The following is an 18592-nucleotide window of genomic DNA, read 5'->3' as shown; positions in this document are numbered from 1 at the left end:
CAGCTCAACCCGCTGCTCACCCGCTATCTCCAAGGCCCCAGCCGCAGCCACCATCCCACCCCGAAATACAAGAGATCATGCTTTAAGTGACACACCGCCGGTCTACCCCTTCGGCAGTACTCTTGCGAAATGCGGCCCCTTCGCTACTCCATCAACGTCACATTGGACGGGTGCTGCGATCATCGTGCGATCCCCGCGGACGAAGACTTGCATCGTCACCACGTCGGGAACCGCAACCAGGCCGATGCGCTCCTCTTCCGCCGCGTGACTTACGAAATGCTGGAGGCAGCGTGGCGGCCGCCGGCGCCGACGGGAGCGAGACCCGATTGGATGGAACCCTTCGCCCAGACGATCAGCGCGGCAAAGAGGTACGTCGTGTCGAGCACCCTGGAGCGGGTCGATTGGAACGCGGAACTTGTGCGCGGGGGATCTGGCCAAGGCCGTTCAGCAGCTCAAGCGGGAGTCTGGTCGGCGGCGGTGCGGCGCTGGGGCTCATGAACATCCGCAACCTGCTCCCCGACAAGATCGCGCTCCGGCTCGATGAGTCCGAACAGGTCGACATGGTTCTAGACGACGGCCCACGCGACCGGAGCGCTCTGACCGACCAGATCTCATCCGACTACATGCTCGGCGCCCGCATCGGCTACTTCCGACTGGCAACCGACCCCGACCCCGTCAGAGTCCGCGCGGCCTACGTCTCCGACGCAGGCATCCGGGCCATATCCCGCGTAGGCCCGAAAGGGGACAGGCACGCGACGGGCACGACACCAAAAGTAAGTCGTGAAAGAGTTAAGGCCCGGGCTGAGGATCATGTCCTCTACCTGGGCCTTTATCGCGAGAGCGGACGACGGGAATCGAACCCGCGTAGCCAGTTTGGAAGACTGGGGCTCTACCATTGAGCTACGTCCGCGCGAGCCGGTCTCCGTCTGGTCTAGACTTCATCCGGTCGTCAGGACGTAAGCGTACCGGAGATTGCGAGTGCGCGAGCGACCCGACGTTCCGGGGTGTAGCGCAGCTTGGTAGCGCGCCTGCTTTGGGTGCAAGAGGGCTTGATGTCAAGTCGCCCCTTAAGTCCCCCGTCCGACCTGCTGATATGAGTGCCGCGCCTGCGTACTTCTAACGGCGTGTTAGACGATCTGTTGGAACCACGGGCGACCTCGATGATCCGTGGCGTTTGGTGGAGGGCCGAGTTGCCGGTTGGAGTAGGTGCCTCGCCCGCCAGTTGAACAAGTGCGAGTCGCTGCATGCTCCGTGCCACGACCTGCACCACGCTCAGCAGGGCACCGTCACCAAGCCGCACTTGGCCGACCAGATGCTGACGGCTTCCGCCACACCGGCTCCGCGTGCCCTACGCGTGGTCTCACGGATGCTCCGGCTACACCAGCCACGAACCCTCATCGCCGAGCAGGCGTTGGGGCCCTTCATCGCCAGCAGTTCAAGGCTGGCCGCGGTCACGTGTTGACGCTGATGCGACAGGACTTCGATAACAAGGCTGCCCGAGTGGCCGGGTCGGTAACCCTGGTCTGATTTGGCCTACGGCTTCCCTGCGGCGAGAAGAACTTCGAGGCCAGCCGGGAGATTGCGCCACTTGAGGGGCTAAACGCTGGTGGCCGGGTCCGCCAAAGACCCGGCCACCACCAACTCCACAAAAGCCCGGGCTCTCCACATCGCCACAACGGGAGAACCAGCACTCATCGAGTTCACGAACACCTTGCGCGGCTTCCGCCACCGCATCGGCTCACGCAGCACGTCCTCATGCACGCTCACGCCGAAGAACCCGGCGAGCTCTCGATCTTCGTCGTGGAGCTCATCGGGTGCCACCGTCTCCGGAGCCTGCGACGTCACAGGCATGTCGCGCTATGCGAAAACCGTGTGTCGTGATCACGTCTGATCCACGACGCTTAGCACTATGACGACGCTGTCGAACCCCACTTTGGGCCTGTTGATCGAGATCGCTGACCAAGCTGAGAGATTTGGAGTCCTCGAGGTCGAGACCCTGCTGATGCGTGCCGATCTTCAACGGCAAGATTTCAGGCCGGACCGTTACTACAGAGGCAACATCCAGACCACCCAGGGATTGATGCGTTACTGGGTGAACGGCGCTCGCGAAATAGCCCTTGAAGGCAACATTGAGGCCCGCCGAGCCCTCCTCGCGTTCGCTCGATTGATCCTTGAGAAGACGCTCACCACGAAGGGACCCCAATTGCCCGGTTGGGTCGATGATCCGAGCGGAGCTCTGCTTGGTGCCCTGAGCGAAGCTTTGCTCGCTGATGGCTACGACCTCAGATGGGAAGGAGTCGTGATCGCCGGCGATTGGGAGGAGCGGGAGATCGGCTGCTACAGGCTCGCACCCACGGATGCGACACCCGCACCCCTCGGCCTCGAGATCAGCGCTCTTGAAGCAGACCTCGCCAGTCGCGGCTACACCACCGTGCTGGAGCACTACCGCGACGCCGTGCACGGCCTGACCAACTCCAAGTACGCGTCGGCCAACGGCGACCTGCGAACCACCCTTGAGGACCTCGTCACCCGGCTGGCCGTGGATCACACGGGCTTTGCGCGACCCACGAGGGCGAACACCGGGAGCGAGGCCATCAACCACATGATCAACGGCAACCGCATTCGGGAACGCGATGGCGGTGCCATGCTGAGAGGTCTCTGGCAGATGATCCAGACCAACGGCCCACACCCGGGACAGACAGACGCCGATGAAGCGCGCTGGCGGATGCAGATGGTCACGGCCACCGCGCGCTTCCTGCTCCGGCACTTCCCAGCGTGACCCATGTTCCACGCCGTCGTGAGCCTCGATCCATCCGAAGAAAGCTGATGAGCTCACCGGCCGCGCCGCCCATCGGTCAAGCACGTCCGCGATACCTGTCGCACACGTCGACGCCCCATCGCATGCCCACTGACGTGCGCTGATGAGCCGTCGAAGATCGTTAACCCCCAGAGGGATCAGTCACAGCGCAACGTTCCCACCGTGCTCATATCGGCTTGCCGCTGGCGGGTCGCCAACACCGAGAAAGGCAACGCCATGACCACCAACGGGGCGATGTACTAGCTACTTGCTCCTGAAAAATGGTCGTTGAAGCTTTGGGCAGGGGGCCGATGGCCGGCCTGTGGGGCGGGGGGGCTGCTTGCCGACCCGATTTACACTCTCCAGTCGGTTCCAGCCGGTGGTCATCGGGTGATCACGGTCATCCGCTGGAGGTTGTAGGCGAAGATTCCGAGTCCGGCCCAGATCTGGGCGCCTTCGAGGCGGCGTAGGCGGGTGCGGCGGAGCCCGAATCCTCGCTTGAGGTGGCTGATACGGGCTTCGATGCCGACACGCCAGTTGCGCATTCGCCGGAACGGGCGGGTCCGTTCGTGATCGCGGCGGGTCTTACTGAGGGTGCCGCCGCGTTGCAGGCCGAGGTGTTTGACGCCGAGGTCGACCAGGGCTTTGTCGCCTGCGGCGGTACCGAATCCGCGGTCACCGACCACGGTCGCGGGGACCTTGCCGGTCCGTTGCACGACGTGTTCGACGGCCGGGACCAGTTGGGGGGCATCGCCGGGGTTGCCCTTGTTCACCTGGTGCAAGCAGATGAAGCCGCGTTCGTCTTCGGCGAGCAGCATGGTGTAGCCAAACTGGGTCGGGTGCTGGGGCTTTCCTTTGCGGATGGGCCGGGCATCGGGGTCGGCCAGCGACACCATCCGGTCGGGGATGGTGCGGTTGCCGGCCAGTCGCTGAGCGGTCGAAGCCAGCAGCCGCTCCATGCCTGCCACCGTCTGATCAAGATCGTTGATCAGACGGGTGAGTTGTCCTGAGGACCGCTGGGATAAGGCGCGGCGGGCGTTGCGGAGCACCGGTGCCACCTGCGCCAGCGTCGTGGCCGCGATGTCGGCGATCTGCCCGGTGAGCCGATCGATCTCGCCCAAGGCCTGGCCTGTGCGCCGTCGCAGGGTACGGCTGATCTGCTTGAGCCGCCGTCCGGCCGACCGGCTCCGGTTTCGAAAGGGGGTCCGGGTCGCCGCGCCCGCCGCCTTGATGCGCCGTACCAGCCCACTCAGCTTACGCACTCCGTGTTCCAGCAGGTCGGCGTCGGTGGGGTGGTCGATGTCGGCCTCGACCACGGTGGTGTCGATACGCAGCTTGCGGCATCGCAGCAGTTTGTCCTCGGTGAGCTTGCCGACCAGCGCAGCATTGAGATCGTCGAACACCTCGGGTCCGGCTCGCCGGACCAGTTTGATCAACGTGGTGGAGTGCGGCACCCGGCCATCCGGCAAAAGCGACGCCAGCTGATGGAGTCGGCGACCTCCCGGCACAGCGACTCATAGCCCAGCTGGTAGCGATGTTTGAGATACAGCATCCGCAGCAGGCAGGTGACGGGCACCGACGGACGGCCCAGCCGGGCATGAAACACCCCTCGCCATGGCGCGATGAACCGCTCGTCATCCAGATAGGCATCGACCAGGGCCAACTCCTGCGGCAGCCGCGTCACCTCCACCGGCAACTGCGTCTCCCATAACGGGATCTGCTGTTCTGCGACCCGTAGCACCGGCCACCACCTCCGGCGGGGAATGACACTGGCATCATTCTCCGCCGGCCAAGCCACTCAACGATGTGATCGCCAAGGCCGAAAGCCCTTACCACGACGGACTTCTTCAGGAGCAAGTAGCTAGACGACTGCCTCGGCGAGGTAGCCAGCGAGGTCGGTCTCGCGGAACCGTAGCTGCTTGCCGAGGCGAACGACGGGAAGCCTTCCCGCCTCGACCTGGTCGTACACCCAGCTCTTCTTGACGCCCCAGAGGCCACACAGTTGGTCGACGTCGATGAGCCGCAGGCTCACGAACTCGGCGCCGTCGAAGGAGTCTTTGCTCAAGCTGCCCACCTTCAAGCTCGCGAATGCACTCACGTGTATCTCTATGAGAAAAATATACTCATATATATGACCCGTCAAGGGCGCGTGTTGCTTCGAGCTGGACGAAGGCGACTTTGTAGGGGAGTGCAGTAGAACAGGCGACGCTGGAGAGAGCAATCAATGCCACGCGTCGGCATACCTTGCGTTCTCATGTGACTAGGTAGATCTTTGAGCTCGCCAACTCTTGCGCTCAGCCCTTCCCCTGCACGTCGACCGCGGGAAGTCCTTCGAGGGTGCGTGCGCGGTCGATCATGTCTTGGATGGTCTTCAGGGTTTCGTCGGACAGGCCGGCCGCCCGCAGCGCGACTTCCTTGACCGCATCGTCTCTGAGCGCCAGCTCGACCTTGGTCGCCGGGGCTGTGGTGCCGTCTTCGCTCTCGTCGTCGAAGAAGTACAGCACTGAGACGCCGAAGAAGGCCGCGAGTGCGGCGAGGTGCCGTTTGGTGGGGTTGTCTTTGATGCCCTTGCGGAGTTGCCAGACGTAGGCTTGTGAGATCACCTTGTCGTCGGCGGCGGCGTTGATCGCTTCGGCGACCTCTACGTTGGTGTACGGCTTGCCGCCCTTGGGGTAGACGGTTTGGAACAGGTGCTCAAGCCGGTCTGCAAGCGGGCCGGGTTTGGAAGGCGTGGCGCTCACGGGTCCTTCCCTTCCCTTGGGCGGACGGTTGGTGACGAGCCCCCTGCCGAACTGGCCATAGACTCCAGTACTCGGCAACAGGGCGGCGTTTACATGAGTACATCCTAGCCGGTGATGCGGGCGCCCGCGATGAAGGTCTTTTGCCGGTAGGTTCCTGGTGCCATGGAGTCGAAGCGCAGGTTGGCGCCGGTGAAGGGTGCGTTGAAGAAGCGCTGGTCGCCTGCGTAGATACCTACATGGGACGGGGCGCTGCCGGTGCCCGAGGAGCCTGGCCAGAAGACCAGGTCGCCCACCTGGAGCTGATCGTAGGGGACGTGCTTCCATCGGCGGTCCTGGAACTGCGTGGCGGCGGTCCGGGGGAGTAGGACCTTGCCGTTGGTCGCCTGGTAGACGGCCCAGACGGTCAGGCCTGAGCAGTCAAAGCCCGGTTGGCCGCTCCCGTTGGAGTTCGTTCCCACCGAGGGCCCGTTCTGGTCGCCGCCGCCGTACTGGTAGGCCATCCCGTTCCACTTCTGCGCTTGGGCGAGGATCGCCGCGCCGAGGTCGCTGGGTGGGGCGACGGTGGGGCAGGTGGCCGCCTTCTCTGCGAAGGCGGTGACGATTTTCGTGGCGAACGGCTCCCACTGCGCGTAGGCGTCGGGAGTGCCGGACCTCTGGACGGCCTGTGCGGCTTGCGTCAGGGGGATTGTCTGCCAGTTCGGTACCTTGACCAGCGCCGCGTAGAACTTCTTGGAGGCGTGGACCGGATCGATCAGCTGCTGCGGAGTGCCCCAGCCTTGGGACGGCCGCTGCTGGAAGAGTCCCAGGCTGTCGCGGTCGTTAGGGGTTGTGGAGTTGCGGAGCCGGTCTTCCTGCATTGATGTCGCGATGGCGATGACCGCCGCTCGGGCCGGAAGCTCAAGCTCGATGGAGACCTGGTAGATGATCTGAGCGTTCCGGGCTTGGCTGTCGTTGAGGATTTCGCCGCGGCCGGTGTCCATGCCAGAACCGGTGGCGCTCAAGCATGAGGGGTCCACGTTCGCCTGGGGTGAAGTGGGCGCGGTTCCGGCAGCTGAGCCGAGCCCGATGCCCACAACCAGCGTGAGCGGTACGGCGACGGCCGCGACCGCGGCACCGACGAGTTTGCCGCTCACGGGCGGATTGTGTCGCGGGGAACAGGGATGATCGTGGGCATGGTGTCCCTGGTGTCTCCTGGAGGTGCCGGGTCGGCGTGGGCCACACAGTCCCGCGCTTGTTTGCTGAGAGCAAACGAGGTGAGAAGACCGTAGTGGCCACCCCAGATCGCCGTCAACTACAGCAAACGCGATGTGCCTGGTTGAGGGTTGTTCCGCTTGCTGTGGTGTCTGTCGCGCGTGGTCATGCCTGCCGTGCCGCTTTATGCTCGTTGAGCTTGGACAAGGCGGTCGTGACGGTCTTGGAGCGGCGGGCCGCGTCGACGCGGCGGAGCCAGCGGGCCTCGCTGTGCACGTCGCTGCCCCCGTGTACCGGTCGGGGAGCCACCGGTGCAAAGGGCCCGCCGCGGTGTCGGGCCGTCACTGCGGCGGTGAGCCAGGCGGCCTCCAGTGCCGCGTCGAACTGTTCTCCCGTCACGCCCTGATTGATCAGTTGGTCTCGGAGCCGGCGATAGTTCTCGTCGGTCACGTAGCCGCGCAGGGCGAGCTGCGCGTCGCGGATCTCGATCGTGCGACGCAGCAGTCTGACACGCAGATCGGCGAACGAGGTCAGGTCGGTGAACCGGCTGGGTGGCGTGCCGAGGATGACGTGTGGCGCCGCGCCGGTGAGTTGCTCCCACAGCGGGCGGAGCGCGTTGAGGCTGCGATAGTCCCATTGGGCAGCGAGCGCAGTGCTGATCGATGGAAGGTGGCTTCCAGCGGTGGCGAGGATCTTCATCTCGGGCGCGAGGTCGTCTGCCTGAGGCGCCGCGAAGCCTGGCCGAGCCGGGTCGCTCGCCTTTGCGGGCGTGGCCGTGGCGGGCTTGCCCGCTCCAAGATCAGCAATGAGAGGAGCTCGGCCTGGACTTCGTTGTCGGTGTTGTTGATCCGCCGGCTCAGCCAGTGCCGGACTTTGGCGGGATTCACATCAGGCAGCATCCCGGCCAGGTCGAGCAGGTCGCTCACGTCGGAAGGGTGGCCGAGCAGCATGTGGGAGATCTCGTGCAGGATGATCGCGTCGCGATGCAGGGGACTTGTGTCCTGCTCGTAGACGATGTGATCGACATGGTCGAGGCCGATCCACAGGCCGTAGGGGCAGGACTGCGCGGTGGACGTCATCTGGGTCGGGGTGAGGACCATCGGCTTGCCGCGACGCTCGGACACCGAGTGACAGAACGCGGTGATCTCGAAGGGGTCGGGGATGGTCAGTTCGCGCAGATGTTGCTCGCACAGCGGCCGAAGGCGCTTCAGATCGTCCAACCCGAACTCTCCCCGATCCGTGGGGAGGGTGGCCGTCACACCTGCCCGGCGGCATGATCGCGGGCAATCCACCCTCTCCCAGTAAAGGGAGAGTAAAGGACGTTTACGGTGTTTTTCGGCAGGTCGGGGGCGGTTTGACTGGAAACGCCTGAGGGGGCGGGGATGTGGAGAAAGGTAGATCTTTGGGGGAGGGGTGAGTGATGGGGCTACTGGTGCGTCTTCATTGCGTGGGGTCGTCGTCCGCCAAGCCCTCGATCTTCCTGGCCTGCTCGACCATGTTCAAGATCGCTGCGAGGGTTTCGGGGGAGAGGCCGGATGCTCGCAGGGCGAGTTGCCGCACGCCGCTGTCGCGGATCGCGTTGACCAACGCCAACTGGCTGTCGGTGCGCTCGGCCACCTGGTCGTCGGTGAAGTAGGTCACCTCGACGCCGAAGAAGCGGGCGATGGCCGCCAGCCGTTCGTGGCTGGGCCTGGTCTTCTCTCCCGTGCGCAGTTGCGACAGATAGGCGGCGGAGATGATCGGCTTGCCTGCCTCGTCGTTGATCTGCTTGGCGGCCTCGCGGAGCGAGTACGGCCGGCGTCCCTTGGGGTGGACGGTCTTGAACAAATGGTCGAGCCGCTGCGCGAGCACACCCGGTCGGCTGTCGGTCATGTCAGACGTAGCCCTCCGTCAGCGCAAGATCGAGTACTGATCCATGATGCAGTGTTTGCTGTGGCAGAGCAAATGCGGGCATGGGTCCAGGCAATCTGTTTGCTGGGGTTGACAGTCATCTGTCGGGCACCTTATAACCGTTCCCAGGTCGTTTAGCTGACAAGCATCGTCAGATCCCCTCTCCCCCCTGTTGATCGAGGCCGCTCGTACACCTGATGGGCGGGTGGGCCACGCACCCCCGAGGAGTCCGATATGTCTCTTTTGTTGTACCTGCATGATGGTGTCCATGCCGCGGTCCAGGTGCTGGCGGGTGACATCGATAACCCCGCGCCGCAGGACCCGACCGCAGGAAGCAAAGGCATCAGCCTGCTGCTGGCGTACGCCAAGTGGGGCGCGCTGATCGCTTGTGCGGTCGCGGCCGTCGTCTCCGGCGGGTTGATGGCCGTCGGCGCCCTGTCCAACCGGCCGGACCATGCTGACAAGGGCAAACGGGCCCTGGTGTGGAGCCTGGGCGGGGTCGTGGTCACGGCGATCGCGATTCCCATGGTCAACACGGTCTTCGGAGCCGCTTCCTAAGGGGGCGGTGCGAACACGACATGAGCAACACCTTCCTGCAGCGTCGCCGCCCGGTCCTGTTCTACGTGCGCCTGATCGTGCTTGGACTGGTCACGTTCGTGGCCGTCGGCCTGGTGGTCCAGACAGCCCTGATGCCAAAGCATCCCCCGAACTACCGTGTCCCAGCGGCTGCGGTAGGGCCCGGGTCGGTGACCGGTATCGACCAGAACGGCAAGCTGATTGACTTCGGTGAGCATCCGCCGCCGTTGCAACTTTTGCCGGGAACTCGGATGGTGCATGAGGTCTCGGTGGGTTACCCGCACTCGATGCTCGGTGCGGTCTCCGCCGCAGTGCAGTACTGGGGCCAGATCGCCTCGACGCTCGACCCAGTTCGTGCGTCGCAGATCGGCTCGGTCGTCGCCGATCCGGCGTGGCCGAACGCCGTCGCCGAACTGTCCGAGGGGCCGATCAACAGCCGCGAGCGCCTGGGCCTGCCGACCAGTGGACCAGTTCCCGACGGAGCGTCGATGCTGCTCACCCCGGTGGCATACCAGATTCGGCAGATCAGGACTGACTCGGTGACCGTCCTGCTGCTCGGCTACCTCCAGATCACGCTGCCGGACCAGGAGTCCAAAAACCGCATCGGGGTCTTCCCCTTGCAGATGCACTGGGCCGCCGGCGACTGGAAGATGCCCGCCCCCACGCTCAGCGCGGACTACTCAGGCCTTGAGGCAATGCCCGGGTCGGAGGAGGCGGCCGCCATGGGATGGCAGCCGCTGGCTTCGCGATGAGCCCCAGGTCCGTTACTGATCATCCCCGTTTGACAGCAGAGGAGGTCTCCCATGGCGTGCCCCGCATTTGATCCGGTCGGCTGTGCCGGCGACCTCATCGGCGGGGCCGTCACCAGCGTCACCAACAGTGCCTTCAACGGGGTAGTCCAGAGTTTCGTGTCGGCGGCGAACCTCCTGCTGGAGAGCTTCGGAAAAGCGTTCGTCGCCATCCCGCCGGTCGATCTGACCTCGCCAGGGGTCCGCAGCGTCTATCAGATCTCCATCATGCTCGCCGCGGTGATCGCTGTTTTGCTCCTGCTGGGTCAGGTCATCAGAACGGCGATTACGCACGACGGCTCCGCTGTGGTGCAAGGGCTGATCGGCGTGGGTAAGGCCGCATTGGCGTTCCTGCTGACCCTGGTCATCGCCGGGACAGCCCTCAGAGCCGCTGACGAACTGACCAACATCATCGTCGTGGGAAGTTTCGGTAGCACCAAGGCTCTCACCGCGAGGATCGCCCGTGTGATTCAGTGGGACCCAACTGCGGCCTCCCAAGGTGCCCTCATTCTGTTGTTGGCCGTGGTCGGGATACTGCTCACGTTGGTGCTCTGGTTCCAGCTGCTTCTGCGTAACGCGGCGATCGTCGTCTTGGTGGCGACCTCGCCGATCGCGGCGGCCGGGCTGGTGTCGGATGCCACCAAGTCCTGGTGGACCAAGTTCGCGGTGGCCACCGGGCAACTGATCATCCTCAAGCCGGTGATCGCGCTGGTCTTCGCCCTGGGATTCGGGATGACCGGCAAGAGCGAGGACATCCAATCCCTTTTGGCGGGGATGCTCGTGCTGATCCTGGCGGTCTTCGCCTGGCCGGCCATTGCCCGTTTCTTCTCCTTCGCCAGCGTCGCGGTAGGTGGCAGCGCAGGACTTGGAAGCCTTGTCGGTTTTGCAGCTGGAAGGGCGAGCGGCGGGGGCTCGGCCGGGGGCGTGCCGACCGGTATCGATCCTGATGAGTTCAGCCAGGCGTCCGAGGCCCGGACCATGGCCGCCTTCGCTCAGTCCGGCGGTGGTGCGTCAGCGGCCGGGGGCGTGGGAGGTTCAGCGGCGGCCGGGGCCGGTCCCGCAGCGGTCGCCGTCGCGGCCCTCCAGGCAGCGCAGAAGGCGATCAACAGTCTCAGCGGCGGCATGGACCAGATGGCGAACCATGGGGGAATGGGCGGGCGACCCGCTGGCTACGCGGCGGGAGTACCGCCCTACGCCGGACACGGTCGTTACCGGCGCCCGTACGGCCGATCCTCTGACGCCGGCGATGACAGCCCAGCCGGCACGCCCCCCGCTCCCGTGGCCGGGACAAGCGCACCGGGGGAGGGGCGAGATCCAGTGGAAGCGTCGCCGGCCGAGCCACCCGCACAGCAGTCACCCGCAGCGGAACCGCCAGCCGAACAGAACTCACCCGAACAAGGCTCACCCGGACAGGTCCGCCCTGCCCTGCCGGATCAGTCTGCCGTTTCGGATCAGCCTGCTGCCGGCGAGGTTGCGGCGGCGCCGCAGCCGAAGCCGCGCGCTGTCAACGACCGCTTTGAACCTGAGGGGGGTGGGGCGTGATCACCGGTACCGGTAGCGGGACGCCTTCGTCGCGGACGTATTTCGGCTGGCAGGAGGAGAAGGTCGCGTTCATTTTCGGGGTCAGTGGTCAGCGGGCAGCGTTGCTCGCCGCTGGTGTGCTTTCCGCCGCGTGGCCGCTGGCTGTCTCCGACGTCAGGAAGGGGTTGGTGTGCTGGCCGGTCGCTGGTCTGCTGGTCGCGTTGGCGTTCGTCCGGATCGCCGGCCGGACGGTGGATGAGTGGATCGTGGCCGCTGTCTCCTATGGGCTGCTGCGGTCGCGAGACCACAACAAGTTCGTCAGCGCGGCGTTCGCCCCGCGGTCTAGGACCCGCCCTGGTGCGCCTGCCCCGATGGATCTGCCCGGGATTTTGGCTCCGCTGACCATCTTGGAGGCCGCGTTCGGTAACGGCGTCACGATCGCGGTGGCGCACAACAGGTACGAGCGGACCTTCACCGCGGTCGCCAGGATCGGTTTCCCGGGGATCGGGCTGGTCGACTCCTCGCGTCGGGATCTACGGGTCGCGGGATGGGGCGGGTTGCTGTCGGGCCTGTGCACCGAGGGCAGCCCGATCGTCCGGGTGCAGGCGCTTCAGCGGCTGGTCCCCGAATCGGGGGCGGCGTTGCGCCGATGGCACGCCGACCACCTGACCGAGGAGGCGCCGCCTCTTGCGCGGGAGATCACCGCGATGCTTTTGGCGACCTCGACGTTGGCGACCTCGCAGCGTGAGGCGTTCTTGGCGTTCACCATGGACCACAAGAGGGCGGCGTCGCAGATCAGGGCCGCCGGCGGTGGTGCGGCGGGAGCCGCCGCTGTGCTGGTTCGCCAGCTGAAGTCGCTCACCTCGGCTATCAGCGGTGCCGATCTGCAGGTGGAAGGCTGGCTCGATCCGCGGGATCTGGCCGAAGTGCTGCGGACCGCGTTCGACCCGCACTCGGCTCGTGTCCTGGCCGACCAGCGTGCGGGGGCGATGGCCGCTGCCACAGTGGGCGTCCACCACAACGGTGTGCCGGGGGTGGACCCGGCTCTGGCGGGACCGGCCGCGGCCGAGGCCAAGCCCGGCTCCTACGCCCACGACGGCGCTCACTCGGTCAGCTACGTGGTCCACGACTGGCCGCGAAACCAGGTCTACTCCACCGCGCTGGCGCCTTTGCTGGGGGAGAGCGACCACCGTCGTGCTTTCTCCTTGCATGTGGAGCCCCTCGGCCCGCGCAAGGCCGAACAGGAGGTCATGCGGGAGCGTACCGCCCGCGATGTCGCGATCAAGATGCGGCAGCGCACCGGCCAGATCGTCCCCGAGCACGAGCAGGCCGCCCTTGACCGTGCCCGCGCCCAGGACCGTGAACGCGCGGCCGGTCACGGCCTGGTCCGCTTCTCGGCCTACGTCACGGTCACCGTCACCGACGCGGCCGAGCTGGATGACGCCTGCGCGGCCTTGGAAGCCGACGCGGCGGCAGCGCGGATCTCCGTCCGCCGCATGTGGATGGCCCAGGACATCGGGTTCGCGCTCGGTGCGCTGCCGCTCGGCATGGGCCTGCCCCGGAAGAGGTTCTGAGTATGGGCCTGCGCAAGAAGAACAGCACTGCTCTGCCCGCTTTCGACCTTGCCGATGTTCTGGGCACTCCTGCCGCCCCACCGGGCAAGTCTGGCGACAACCGGGCCGGGAAGGTCGAGCGCCGCCGCCAGGATGCGCTTGCGCCTCGGCGCGGGCACGCCCGCCCGTTCGGTGGGCGTGCCCCCCGTTTCCCGGCGATCCCCGTATTCCGGGGGAGCACCGGCCAGGTGCAGGGCCTGTACCCGTGGCTGTATGGGGCGAGCATGCCGCCGGTCGGCGTCTACGTCGGCGTCGACTGCCTGTCGGGCGGGGCTTTTGCCTGTCATCCCATCGAATGGCTGCACCGGGGCCTGGTCTCCAACCCCAACATGCTGATCACGGGAGTGCCCGGCGCGGGCAAGTCCGCCACGATCAAAGCCCTCATCACCAGGTTGAGCGCGTACGGCGTCAAGACCTTTGTGCTCGGCGACATCAAGAACGAGTACGCGCCCCTGGCGCGGGCGTTCGGCGTCTCGCCGGTCGAACTCGGGCCAGGCCTCGCAACCCGGCTCAACCCCCTGGATGCCGGGCCGCTCGGTGAGAACCTGCCCACCGGCACCGAGCAGCTCCGCGAGCGACTGGAGGAGATCCACCGCCGCCGCATCACCCTGCTGTCCTCACTGCTGGTCATGCGACTGGGCGGCGACCTCACCCCGACCGAGGAAGCGGCGGTCAGCCTGGCGATCAAGCACGCCTCGGGGCAAGCCACCGGGGCTACCACCCTGAAAGACCCGACCATCCCGCAGGTCTGGCAGCTCCTACGCGACCCGCTTGCGGAGATGGCGACCGAACTGCGGGTACGGGGCCAGGACGTCGGGGAGCTGCGGGAGATGATCCGGCGGGTAACCGACGCCCTGGGCAACATGGTCCGCGACTCCCTGTCCGGGCTGTTCGACGGGCCGACCAGCGTGCAACTCGACTTCAACGCCCCGATCCAGACCGTCGATCTGTCCCGGATCAACGGCCGCGGGGATGAGACCGTGGCCATGACGCTCGCCTGCGTCTCCTCCTGGGGCCAGGCCGCCATCGACGAACCCGGCGGGCCCGTCCGCCTGGTCGTCCGCGACGAGCTGTGGCGGGCCATGCGCGTCCCCGCCATGATCCGCAAAGTCGACTCCGACCTTCGCCTGTCCCGCGCGCAGGGCACCATCCAGGTCCTGGCCACCCACCGGCTCGCCGACTTCGAGGCGGTGGGACCGGAAGGCTCACAAGAGGTCACGATCGCCAAGAACCTGATCGCGAGCTGCGACGTGCGAATCTGCCTGCGACAGGACACCGCCCCCTTGGCGATGACCCGGGATGCGATCGGGCTCACCGACACCGAGTGCGCGCACATCGCGTCCTGGTCGGGCGAGCAGCTCGGCCGGGCGATCTGGAAGATCGGCCGCACCGCCAGTCACGTCGTCCAAGTCGTCCTCACCCCTTCGGAGCGCCGGCTCTACTGGACCAACGAACGCATGGCCGTCTGACATGGCACGAAACGAGACCATCGCCGGCCGCGGAGTGTTCGACGGCCCTGCCGACTATCTGCTGTTCGGTGGGCTGGCGTGCATCGCCGCCCTGGTGGGTGGGGTCTGGTTGACCGGGCAGATCGCCGGGCTGGTGTTCGCCTTCTCCTGGCCGGACACCAGCCTCGGCGAGTGCCTATCGGTCCTGGCGCGGCTTCCCCACCACCTGCCGGACCCCAAGCAAGCCTGGCCGGCCTCAGCACGTGACTCCCTGCCGGGCTGGCCAGGCTTCCTGCTCTCAGCCCTGATCACCCTCACCGGCATCACGACCGCAGCCGTCCTCGGTATCCGGCGGATCAGCAGCCGGCGCTCCCAGCGCGGGTTCGCCTCCCGCCGCCAACTCGCCCGGTCGATGTCGGAGAAGGCGGTCATCACCCGGGGCCCGGTCGTCCGCCCGAGCGTCGCAGGCACCGACTACACGGTGGACGACGTCGGGGTCCGGTTGGGCCGCACCGCCTCCGGCGGGATGCCGCTGGCCCTCAGCTCCGAGTCATCGGTCCTGTTGATTTCCGCGCCCCGCCAAGGCAAGACCAGCATGGTCATCATCCCGTGGCTGCACCGCTGGCCAGGTCCTGCCCTGGTCACCTCGGTCCGCAAGGACGTCGTCGAGGCCACCGCGCTTTTGCGCGCGCAAGGCGACCGTCCCGTACTGGTGATGGCACCCACTGGGATGATCCATTGGCCCGACCTGGTGCGCTGGTCACCGAGCTCCGGTTGCGAGAACTTCGAAAAGGCCCGCACTCGCGCCGACGTCATGGTCACGGTCGGTAAGACCGGCACCAACCAGGACTCCGGCAACGCCGCCTACTTCGGCATGACCGCCACGAACCTGCTCGCGGGCTGGCTGCACGCCGCCGCCCTGTCCGGCGGCTCCATGGACGACGTCCTGCGATGGGCGCTCGATGAACGCCTCGACCAGCCCGTGAAGATCCTCCGCGACCACCCCGGCGCCGCGCCGGGCACCGCCGCGATGCTCGATGCCGCCTACCGCTCACCCGAGGGCACCCGCTCCAACCTGTGGACCACCGTGCAGACAGCGGTGGCGCCGCTGCTGGCTCCCACCGCCCGCGCCACCTTCACACCGGCGGCGGGGGAAGGCATCGACCTGGAAGCCTTCCTCAAAGCCTGCGGCACGATCTACCTGCTGGTCTCCGAAAAGCAGGCGACCGACCTGGCGCCACTGATCTCGGCGTTCGTCGACGAACTCACCGAGACCGCCAAGAAGCTCGCCGACGCCTCACCCGGCGGCCGGCTCGACCCACCCCTCGGCCTGATCTGCGATGAGGTCGCCAACGTCGTCCCGCTCCCGCACCTTCCCGCGCTGATGTCGTACGCGGGCGGATCGGGAATGTTCATCGTCGCCGTGCTCCAGAACATGGCCCAAGCCGAGAACCGATGGGGCCGCGAAGGCGCCGCCATGCTCTGGGGCGCCTCCACCGTCAAGATCGCCCTCGGCGGTCTGTCCGGTGACGAACTGCGGGACCTGTCCGCGCTGGCCGGCGAGTACCGCGAGCTCCTCACTACTCATCAGCGCGGCAGCACCGGGCACACCGTCCAGTCCACGCTGCATGATCGCAAGACCCTTGCGCCCGAGGCGATCCGGACCTTGTCCGAAGAACGGCGCGAGGCGCTGGTCATCCACGCCACCACCCCCGCGGTGCTGGTGCGAATGACCCGGCACTACGAAGGCCCAGACCGCGACGCCTACGCCCGCTCGGTCGCCGCGGCCACCCAGATGATCGCCGATCCGGATCTGACCACCAGCACACCCAACACCACCACCACGAACACCACCAAGGGGAAGGAGGGAGCCGACGATGACCGAGACGCCTAAGCAGTCCGTCAAGCCCCACGTGCCCATCCTGCTCAAATCTTCGCTGAACAAGGGCTACCGCGACCAGCACGTGAGCAAGCGTCGGGACCGCCACACGGCCAAGCCCACCCGGCGCCTGATCGAGTGGCACCGGATGGAGCTCGACGAACGCAAGGCAAACTGGACTGAGTTGCGGGCCTGGGTGACCTGGCTGCACGATCGCTACGAACTCGGCGTCGAGGAACGCTTGCCGCGCTGCTGGGCGCAGCATCCCGGTTTGATCGAAGAGCTGTGGGCGCTCAAAGCCTGGCGCGAAGAGATCTACGACGCCGAGCAGCCGTCGGGGCAGGCCGCACGTTACTGGCACGCCGAGCTGCGTCAGACCATGCACGCGGCTATCACCTTCTACGCCGCCGGCTGCCGCGCCGGGCACCGTGGAGCCGATGGTCTGGCCGCCGAGGATGCCGCCCTCCAACAACGCTGGGCGACCGCCGATCCCGCCGCGGGCATTCCCGCCAGCCTACTTAAAGCCGATGAGTCCCCAAAAGGCCGTCCCGACAGCTACCTGTTCCTGACAGTCGCCACCATGAGCACTCACCGGGAGCAGGAGGCGGCCGTCCCCCTGGGCAAGACCGTCACCGACTACCTCCACCACGACGGCTCCTGGTGGGCGCCCGGTGAAGGTGGCTGGCTGCGGATCATGGACCCCAAGCTCGACCGTCGCCTCAACGAACGATCCGCCGCCCTGGCGCTCGCAGACCGCAGCGTTGACCGCCGCCGCGCGTTGAAGCCCGCCGGCTGGGCGGCGAAAGGAATCGCCTGATGTCGCCCTTCACCTCCCAAGCCGCAGCGGTACTTCAGGCTCACGCCGAGGCCGCCGGAGCGCTGGTGGCTGATCTCACGTCGGCTGAAATGCAACCCGGTGGTCGGCCGACCTCGGCGCTCGGACCGGCATCACAAGTCCACACCGTTCGGCAGGCCGGCCCTCAGACCCTGCGTCTACTCAACGCAGAGCAGACCGCAGCGCCACTGGCGGCCAGTCACGCCCGCGCCGCGATCAGAACGACCAGCGGCGCCGCGACCTGGAGCCTGCCTTCTAGGAGGTCGCATAACGATAGGAAGCTCCCACGCCATGCCTAATCTCGTCCACCGGACCGAACAAGTGCTCCTTGGAGCGCTGATCTACGATCCGAGCCTCATCAACGACGTGCCCTACCTGCTTCCCCGGCACTTCGCCCACGCTGATCATCAGGCCATCTTCGCGGCGTTCCTCGACGTCCGGGCGAACGAACCCGGCATTTGGGGCGTGACGATGGCCGAGCGGATCACCTTCCAAGCCGACCGGCCCGGTATCGACGAGGCTCGGCTCGCTGAGCTTGCTCTGTCCAGCCCCGATGTCTCCTCCGTCGCCGTCTACGGCCGCATGATCCAAGAAGCCGCGCTGCGTCGCGAACTCCTCGGCCACGCCGACCGCCTGGTCGAAGCCGCCGGAACGGTCCGCGGCCTGGACCCGGAACTGGACCACCTCGCGCTGCTGTCGGACGCCCTGCGCTCCAACGCGGTCCACTTCGAGACCAGCCTCACCGATGATCTGGCGGTGGAGGCCCCGCGCCAGGACCTGCGGACCCTGCGCGAGGAAGCACTTCTGGCCGATCTGATCCAGCATCCCGAACATCTCCACGAGGTGGCCGCCTGGCTCGATCCTGAGGTGTTCACCAGCCCCGACCGGCGCAGTATCTACGAAGCCATCGTCGCGGTCGACGACTACGGCGAGCCGGTGCAGGAACTCACGCTCTGCTGGGAACTCGCCCGCGCTCGATCCACCGAGCCTACCCTGACCGGCGAGACCACCGAGAGCCGGTCCGACACCAGGCCCTCGGCTCCCGGCTACGTTGCTCGCCTGGCGGTCACCGTAGTCGAGGCCGGTGCCGCGATTGAGATCGGACGCGACCTGCTGGCCGACCACGCCCGCGCCGAAATCGCCGCCGGAACCGCCCGGCTCACCGCGAACACCGGGGCAATCGCGCACGAGCCCGCCGGGCACCGGACCCTGCACCACGAACGCGGCCTCACACAAGAACACCCAGCGCCTGTCCTCAAGCAACCCGATCGAACGCTCGGCCTCGACGGTCCCGAGCTGCGCCAGTAGAAGGA

16 protein-coding genes, 2 tRNA genes and 1 pseudogene are annotated in these 18592 nt (G+C 66.6%); 10 read left to right on the top strand and 9 right to left on the bottom strand.

The window, feature by feature from the left end; all coding sequences use genetic code 11:
* Positions 1-839 precede the first annotated feature (839 nt).
* Positions 840-910: transfer RNA gene (locus ACGFIV_RS24655), tRNA-Gly, on the bottom strand.
* Positions 911-1000: 90 nt separating this feature from the next.
* On the opposite strand from ACGFIV_RS24655, the gene ACGFIV_RS24650 reads away from it, so the two are divergent.
* Positions 1001-1069 (top strand) — tRNA-Pro (locus ACGFIV_RS24650).
* Between the two features lie 527 nt (positions 1070-1596).
* Here ACGFIV_RS24650 and ACGFIV_RS24645 read toward each other — a convergent pair.
* Positions 1597-1851 (bottom strand): hypothetical protein, encoded by a 255-nt coding sequence (locus ACGFIV_RS24645; RefSeq protein ID WP_392837895.1) that lies wholly within the window; start codon positions 1849-1851, stop codon positions 1597-1599.
* A gap of 58 nt (positions 1852-1909) precedes the next feature.
* Here ACGFIV_RS24645 and ACGFIV_RS24640 point away from each other — a divergent pair, with 58 nt between their 5' ends.
* A complete protein-coding gene (locus ACGFIV_RS24640; RefSeq protein ID WP_392837893.1) occupies positions 1910-2779 on the top strand; it encodes a hypothetical protein in 870 nt (289 codons plus the stop codon).
* Positions 2780-3180: 401 nt separating this feature from the next.
* Here ACGFIV_RS24640 and ACGFIV_RS24635 read toward each other — a convergent pair.
* From ACGFIV_RS24635 to ACGFIV_RS24605, 7 genes and pseudogenes are all read right to left on the bottom strand, one after another.
* Positions 3181-4538, bottom strand: a pseudogene (locus tag ACGFIV_RS24635) (ISNCY family transposase).
* Between the two features lie 120 nt (positions 4539-4658).
* Positions 4659-4862 carry a helix-turn-helix domain-containing protein gene (locus ACGFIV_RS24630; protein WP_392837891.1) on the bottom strand — a complete coding sequence of 68 codons (204 nt, stop codon included), beginning with the start codon at positions 4860-4862 and terminating at the stop codon, positions 4659-4661.
* Positions 4863-5091: 229 nt separating this feature from the next.
* Positions 5092-5538 carry a helix-turn-helix domain-containing protein gene (locus ACGFIV_RS24625; RefSeq protein ID WP_392837889.1) on the bottom strand — a complete coding sequence of 149 codons (447 nt, stop codon included), beginning with the start codon at positions 5536-5538 and terminating at the stop codon, positions 5092-5094.
* Between the two features lie 104 nt (positions 5539-5642).
* The gene (locus ACGFIV_RS24620) at positions 5643-6671 is read right to left on the bottom strand and encodes a C40 family peptidase (protein ID WP_392837887.1); all 1029 of its coding nucleotides are present in this window, start codon (positions 6669-6671) and stop codon (positions 5643-5645) included.
* A 223-nt stretch (positions 6672-6894) separates the two neighbouring features.
* Complete coding sequence (locus ACGFIV_RS24615; RefSeq protein WP_392837885.1) at positions 6895-7428, bottom strand: DUF6545 domain-containing protein; 534 nt, start codon at positions 7426-7428, stop codon at positions 6895-6897.
* Complete coding sequence (locus ACGFIV_RS24610) at positions 7425-7949, bottom strand: hypothetical protein (RefSeq protein ID WP_392837883.1); 525 nt, start codon at positions 7947-7949, stop codon at positions 7425-7427. The genes ACGFIV_RS24615 and ACGFIV_RS24610 overlap by 4 nt, the downstream gene beginning before the upstream one ends.
* A 220-nt stretch (positions 7950-8169) precedes the next feature.
* Positions 8170-8601: a helix-turn-helix domain-containing protein gene (locus tag ACGFIV_RS24605; protein ID WP_392837881.1), complete on the bottom strand. Its 432-nt coding sequence runs from the start codon at positions 8599-8601 to the stop codon at positions 8170-8172.
* Positions 8602-8853: 252 nt separating this feature from the next.
* Here ACGFIV_RS24605 and ACGFIV_RS24600 point away from each other — a divergent pair, with 252 nt between their 5' ends.
* From ACGFIV_RS24600 to ACGFIV_RS24565, 8 genes are all read left to right on the top strand, one after another.
* Positions 8854-9177, top strand: coding sequence for a hypothetical protein (locus ACGFIV_RS24600; RefSeq protein ID WP_392837879.1), 324 nt, complete (start codon positions 8854-8856; stop codon positions 9175-9177).
* A gap of 20 nt (positions 9178-9197) precedes the next feature.
* Positions 9198-9947, top strand: a complete 750-nt coding sequence (locus tag ACGFIV_RS24595; protein WP_392837877.1) for a hypothetical protein — start codon at positions 9198-9200, stop codon at positions 9945-9947.
* A 51-nt stretch (positions 9948-9998) separates the two neighbouring features.
* Complete coding sequence (locus ACGFIV_RS24590; RefSeq protein ID WP_392837875.1) at positions 9999-11525, top strand: hypothetical protein; 1527 nt, start codon at positions 9999-10001, stop codon at positions 11523-11525.
* Positions 11522-13078, top strand: coding sequence for an SCO6880 family protein (locus tag ACGFIV_RS24585; protein WP_392837873.1), 1557 nt, complete (start codon positions 11522-11524; stop codon positions 13076-13078). The genes ACGFIV_RS24590 and ACGFIV_RS24585 overlap by 4 nt, the downstream gene beginning before the upstream one ends.
* A 2-nt stretch (positions 13079-13080) precedes the next feature.
* Positions 13081-14586 (top strand): VirB4 family type IV secretion system protein, encoded by a 1506-nt coding sequence (locus tag ACGFIV_RS24580; RefSeq protein ID WP_392837871.1) that lies wholly within the window; start codon positions 13081-13083, stop codon positions 14584-14586.
* 1 nt (position 14587) lies between these two features.
* Complete coding sequence (locus ACGFIV_RS24575; protein WP_392837869.1) at positions 14588-16459, top strand: type IV secretory system conjugative DNA transfer family protein; 1872 nt, start codon at positions 14588-14590, stop codon at positions 16457-16459.
* Positions 16443-17261, top strand: a complete 819-nt coding sequence (locus ACGFIV_RS24570) for a hypothetical protein (protein WP_392837867.1) — start codon at positions 16443-16445, stop codon at positions 17259-17261. Before ACGFIV_RS24575 ends, ACGFIV_RS24570 begins: the two co-directional genes overlap by 17 nt.
* Positions 17262-17570: 309 nt before the next feature.
* Positions 17571-18587, top strand: coding sequence for a DnaB-like helicase N-terminal domain-containing protein (locus ACGFIV_RS24565; RefSeq protein WP_392837866.1), 1017 nt, complete (start codon positions 17571-17573; stop codon positions 18585-18587).
* Positions 18588-18592 lie beyond the last annotated feature (5 nt).

The organism is Sphaerisporangium sp. NPDC049003 (assembly GCF_043197795.1).
In the GTDB taxonomy this organism is placed as follows: Bacteria; Actinomycetota; Actinomycetes; order Streptosporangiales; family Streptosporangiaceae; genus Sphaerisporangium.
Note: the sequence above shows the minus strand (reverse complement) of the source record. Positions and strands in the feature narration are given on the sequence as shown.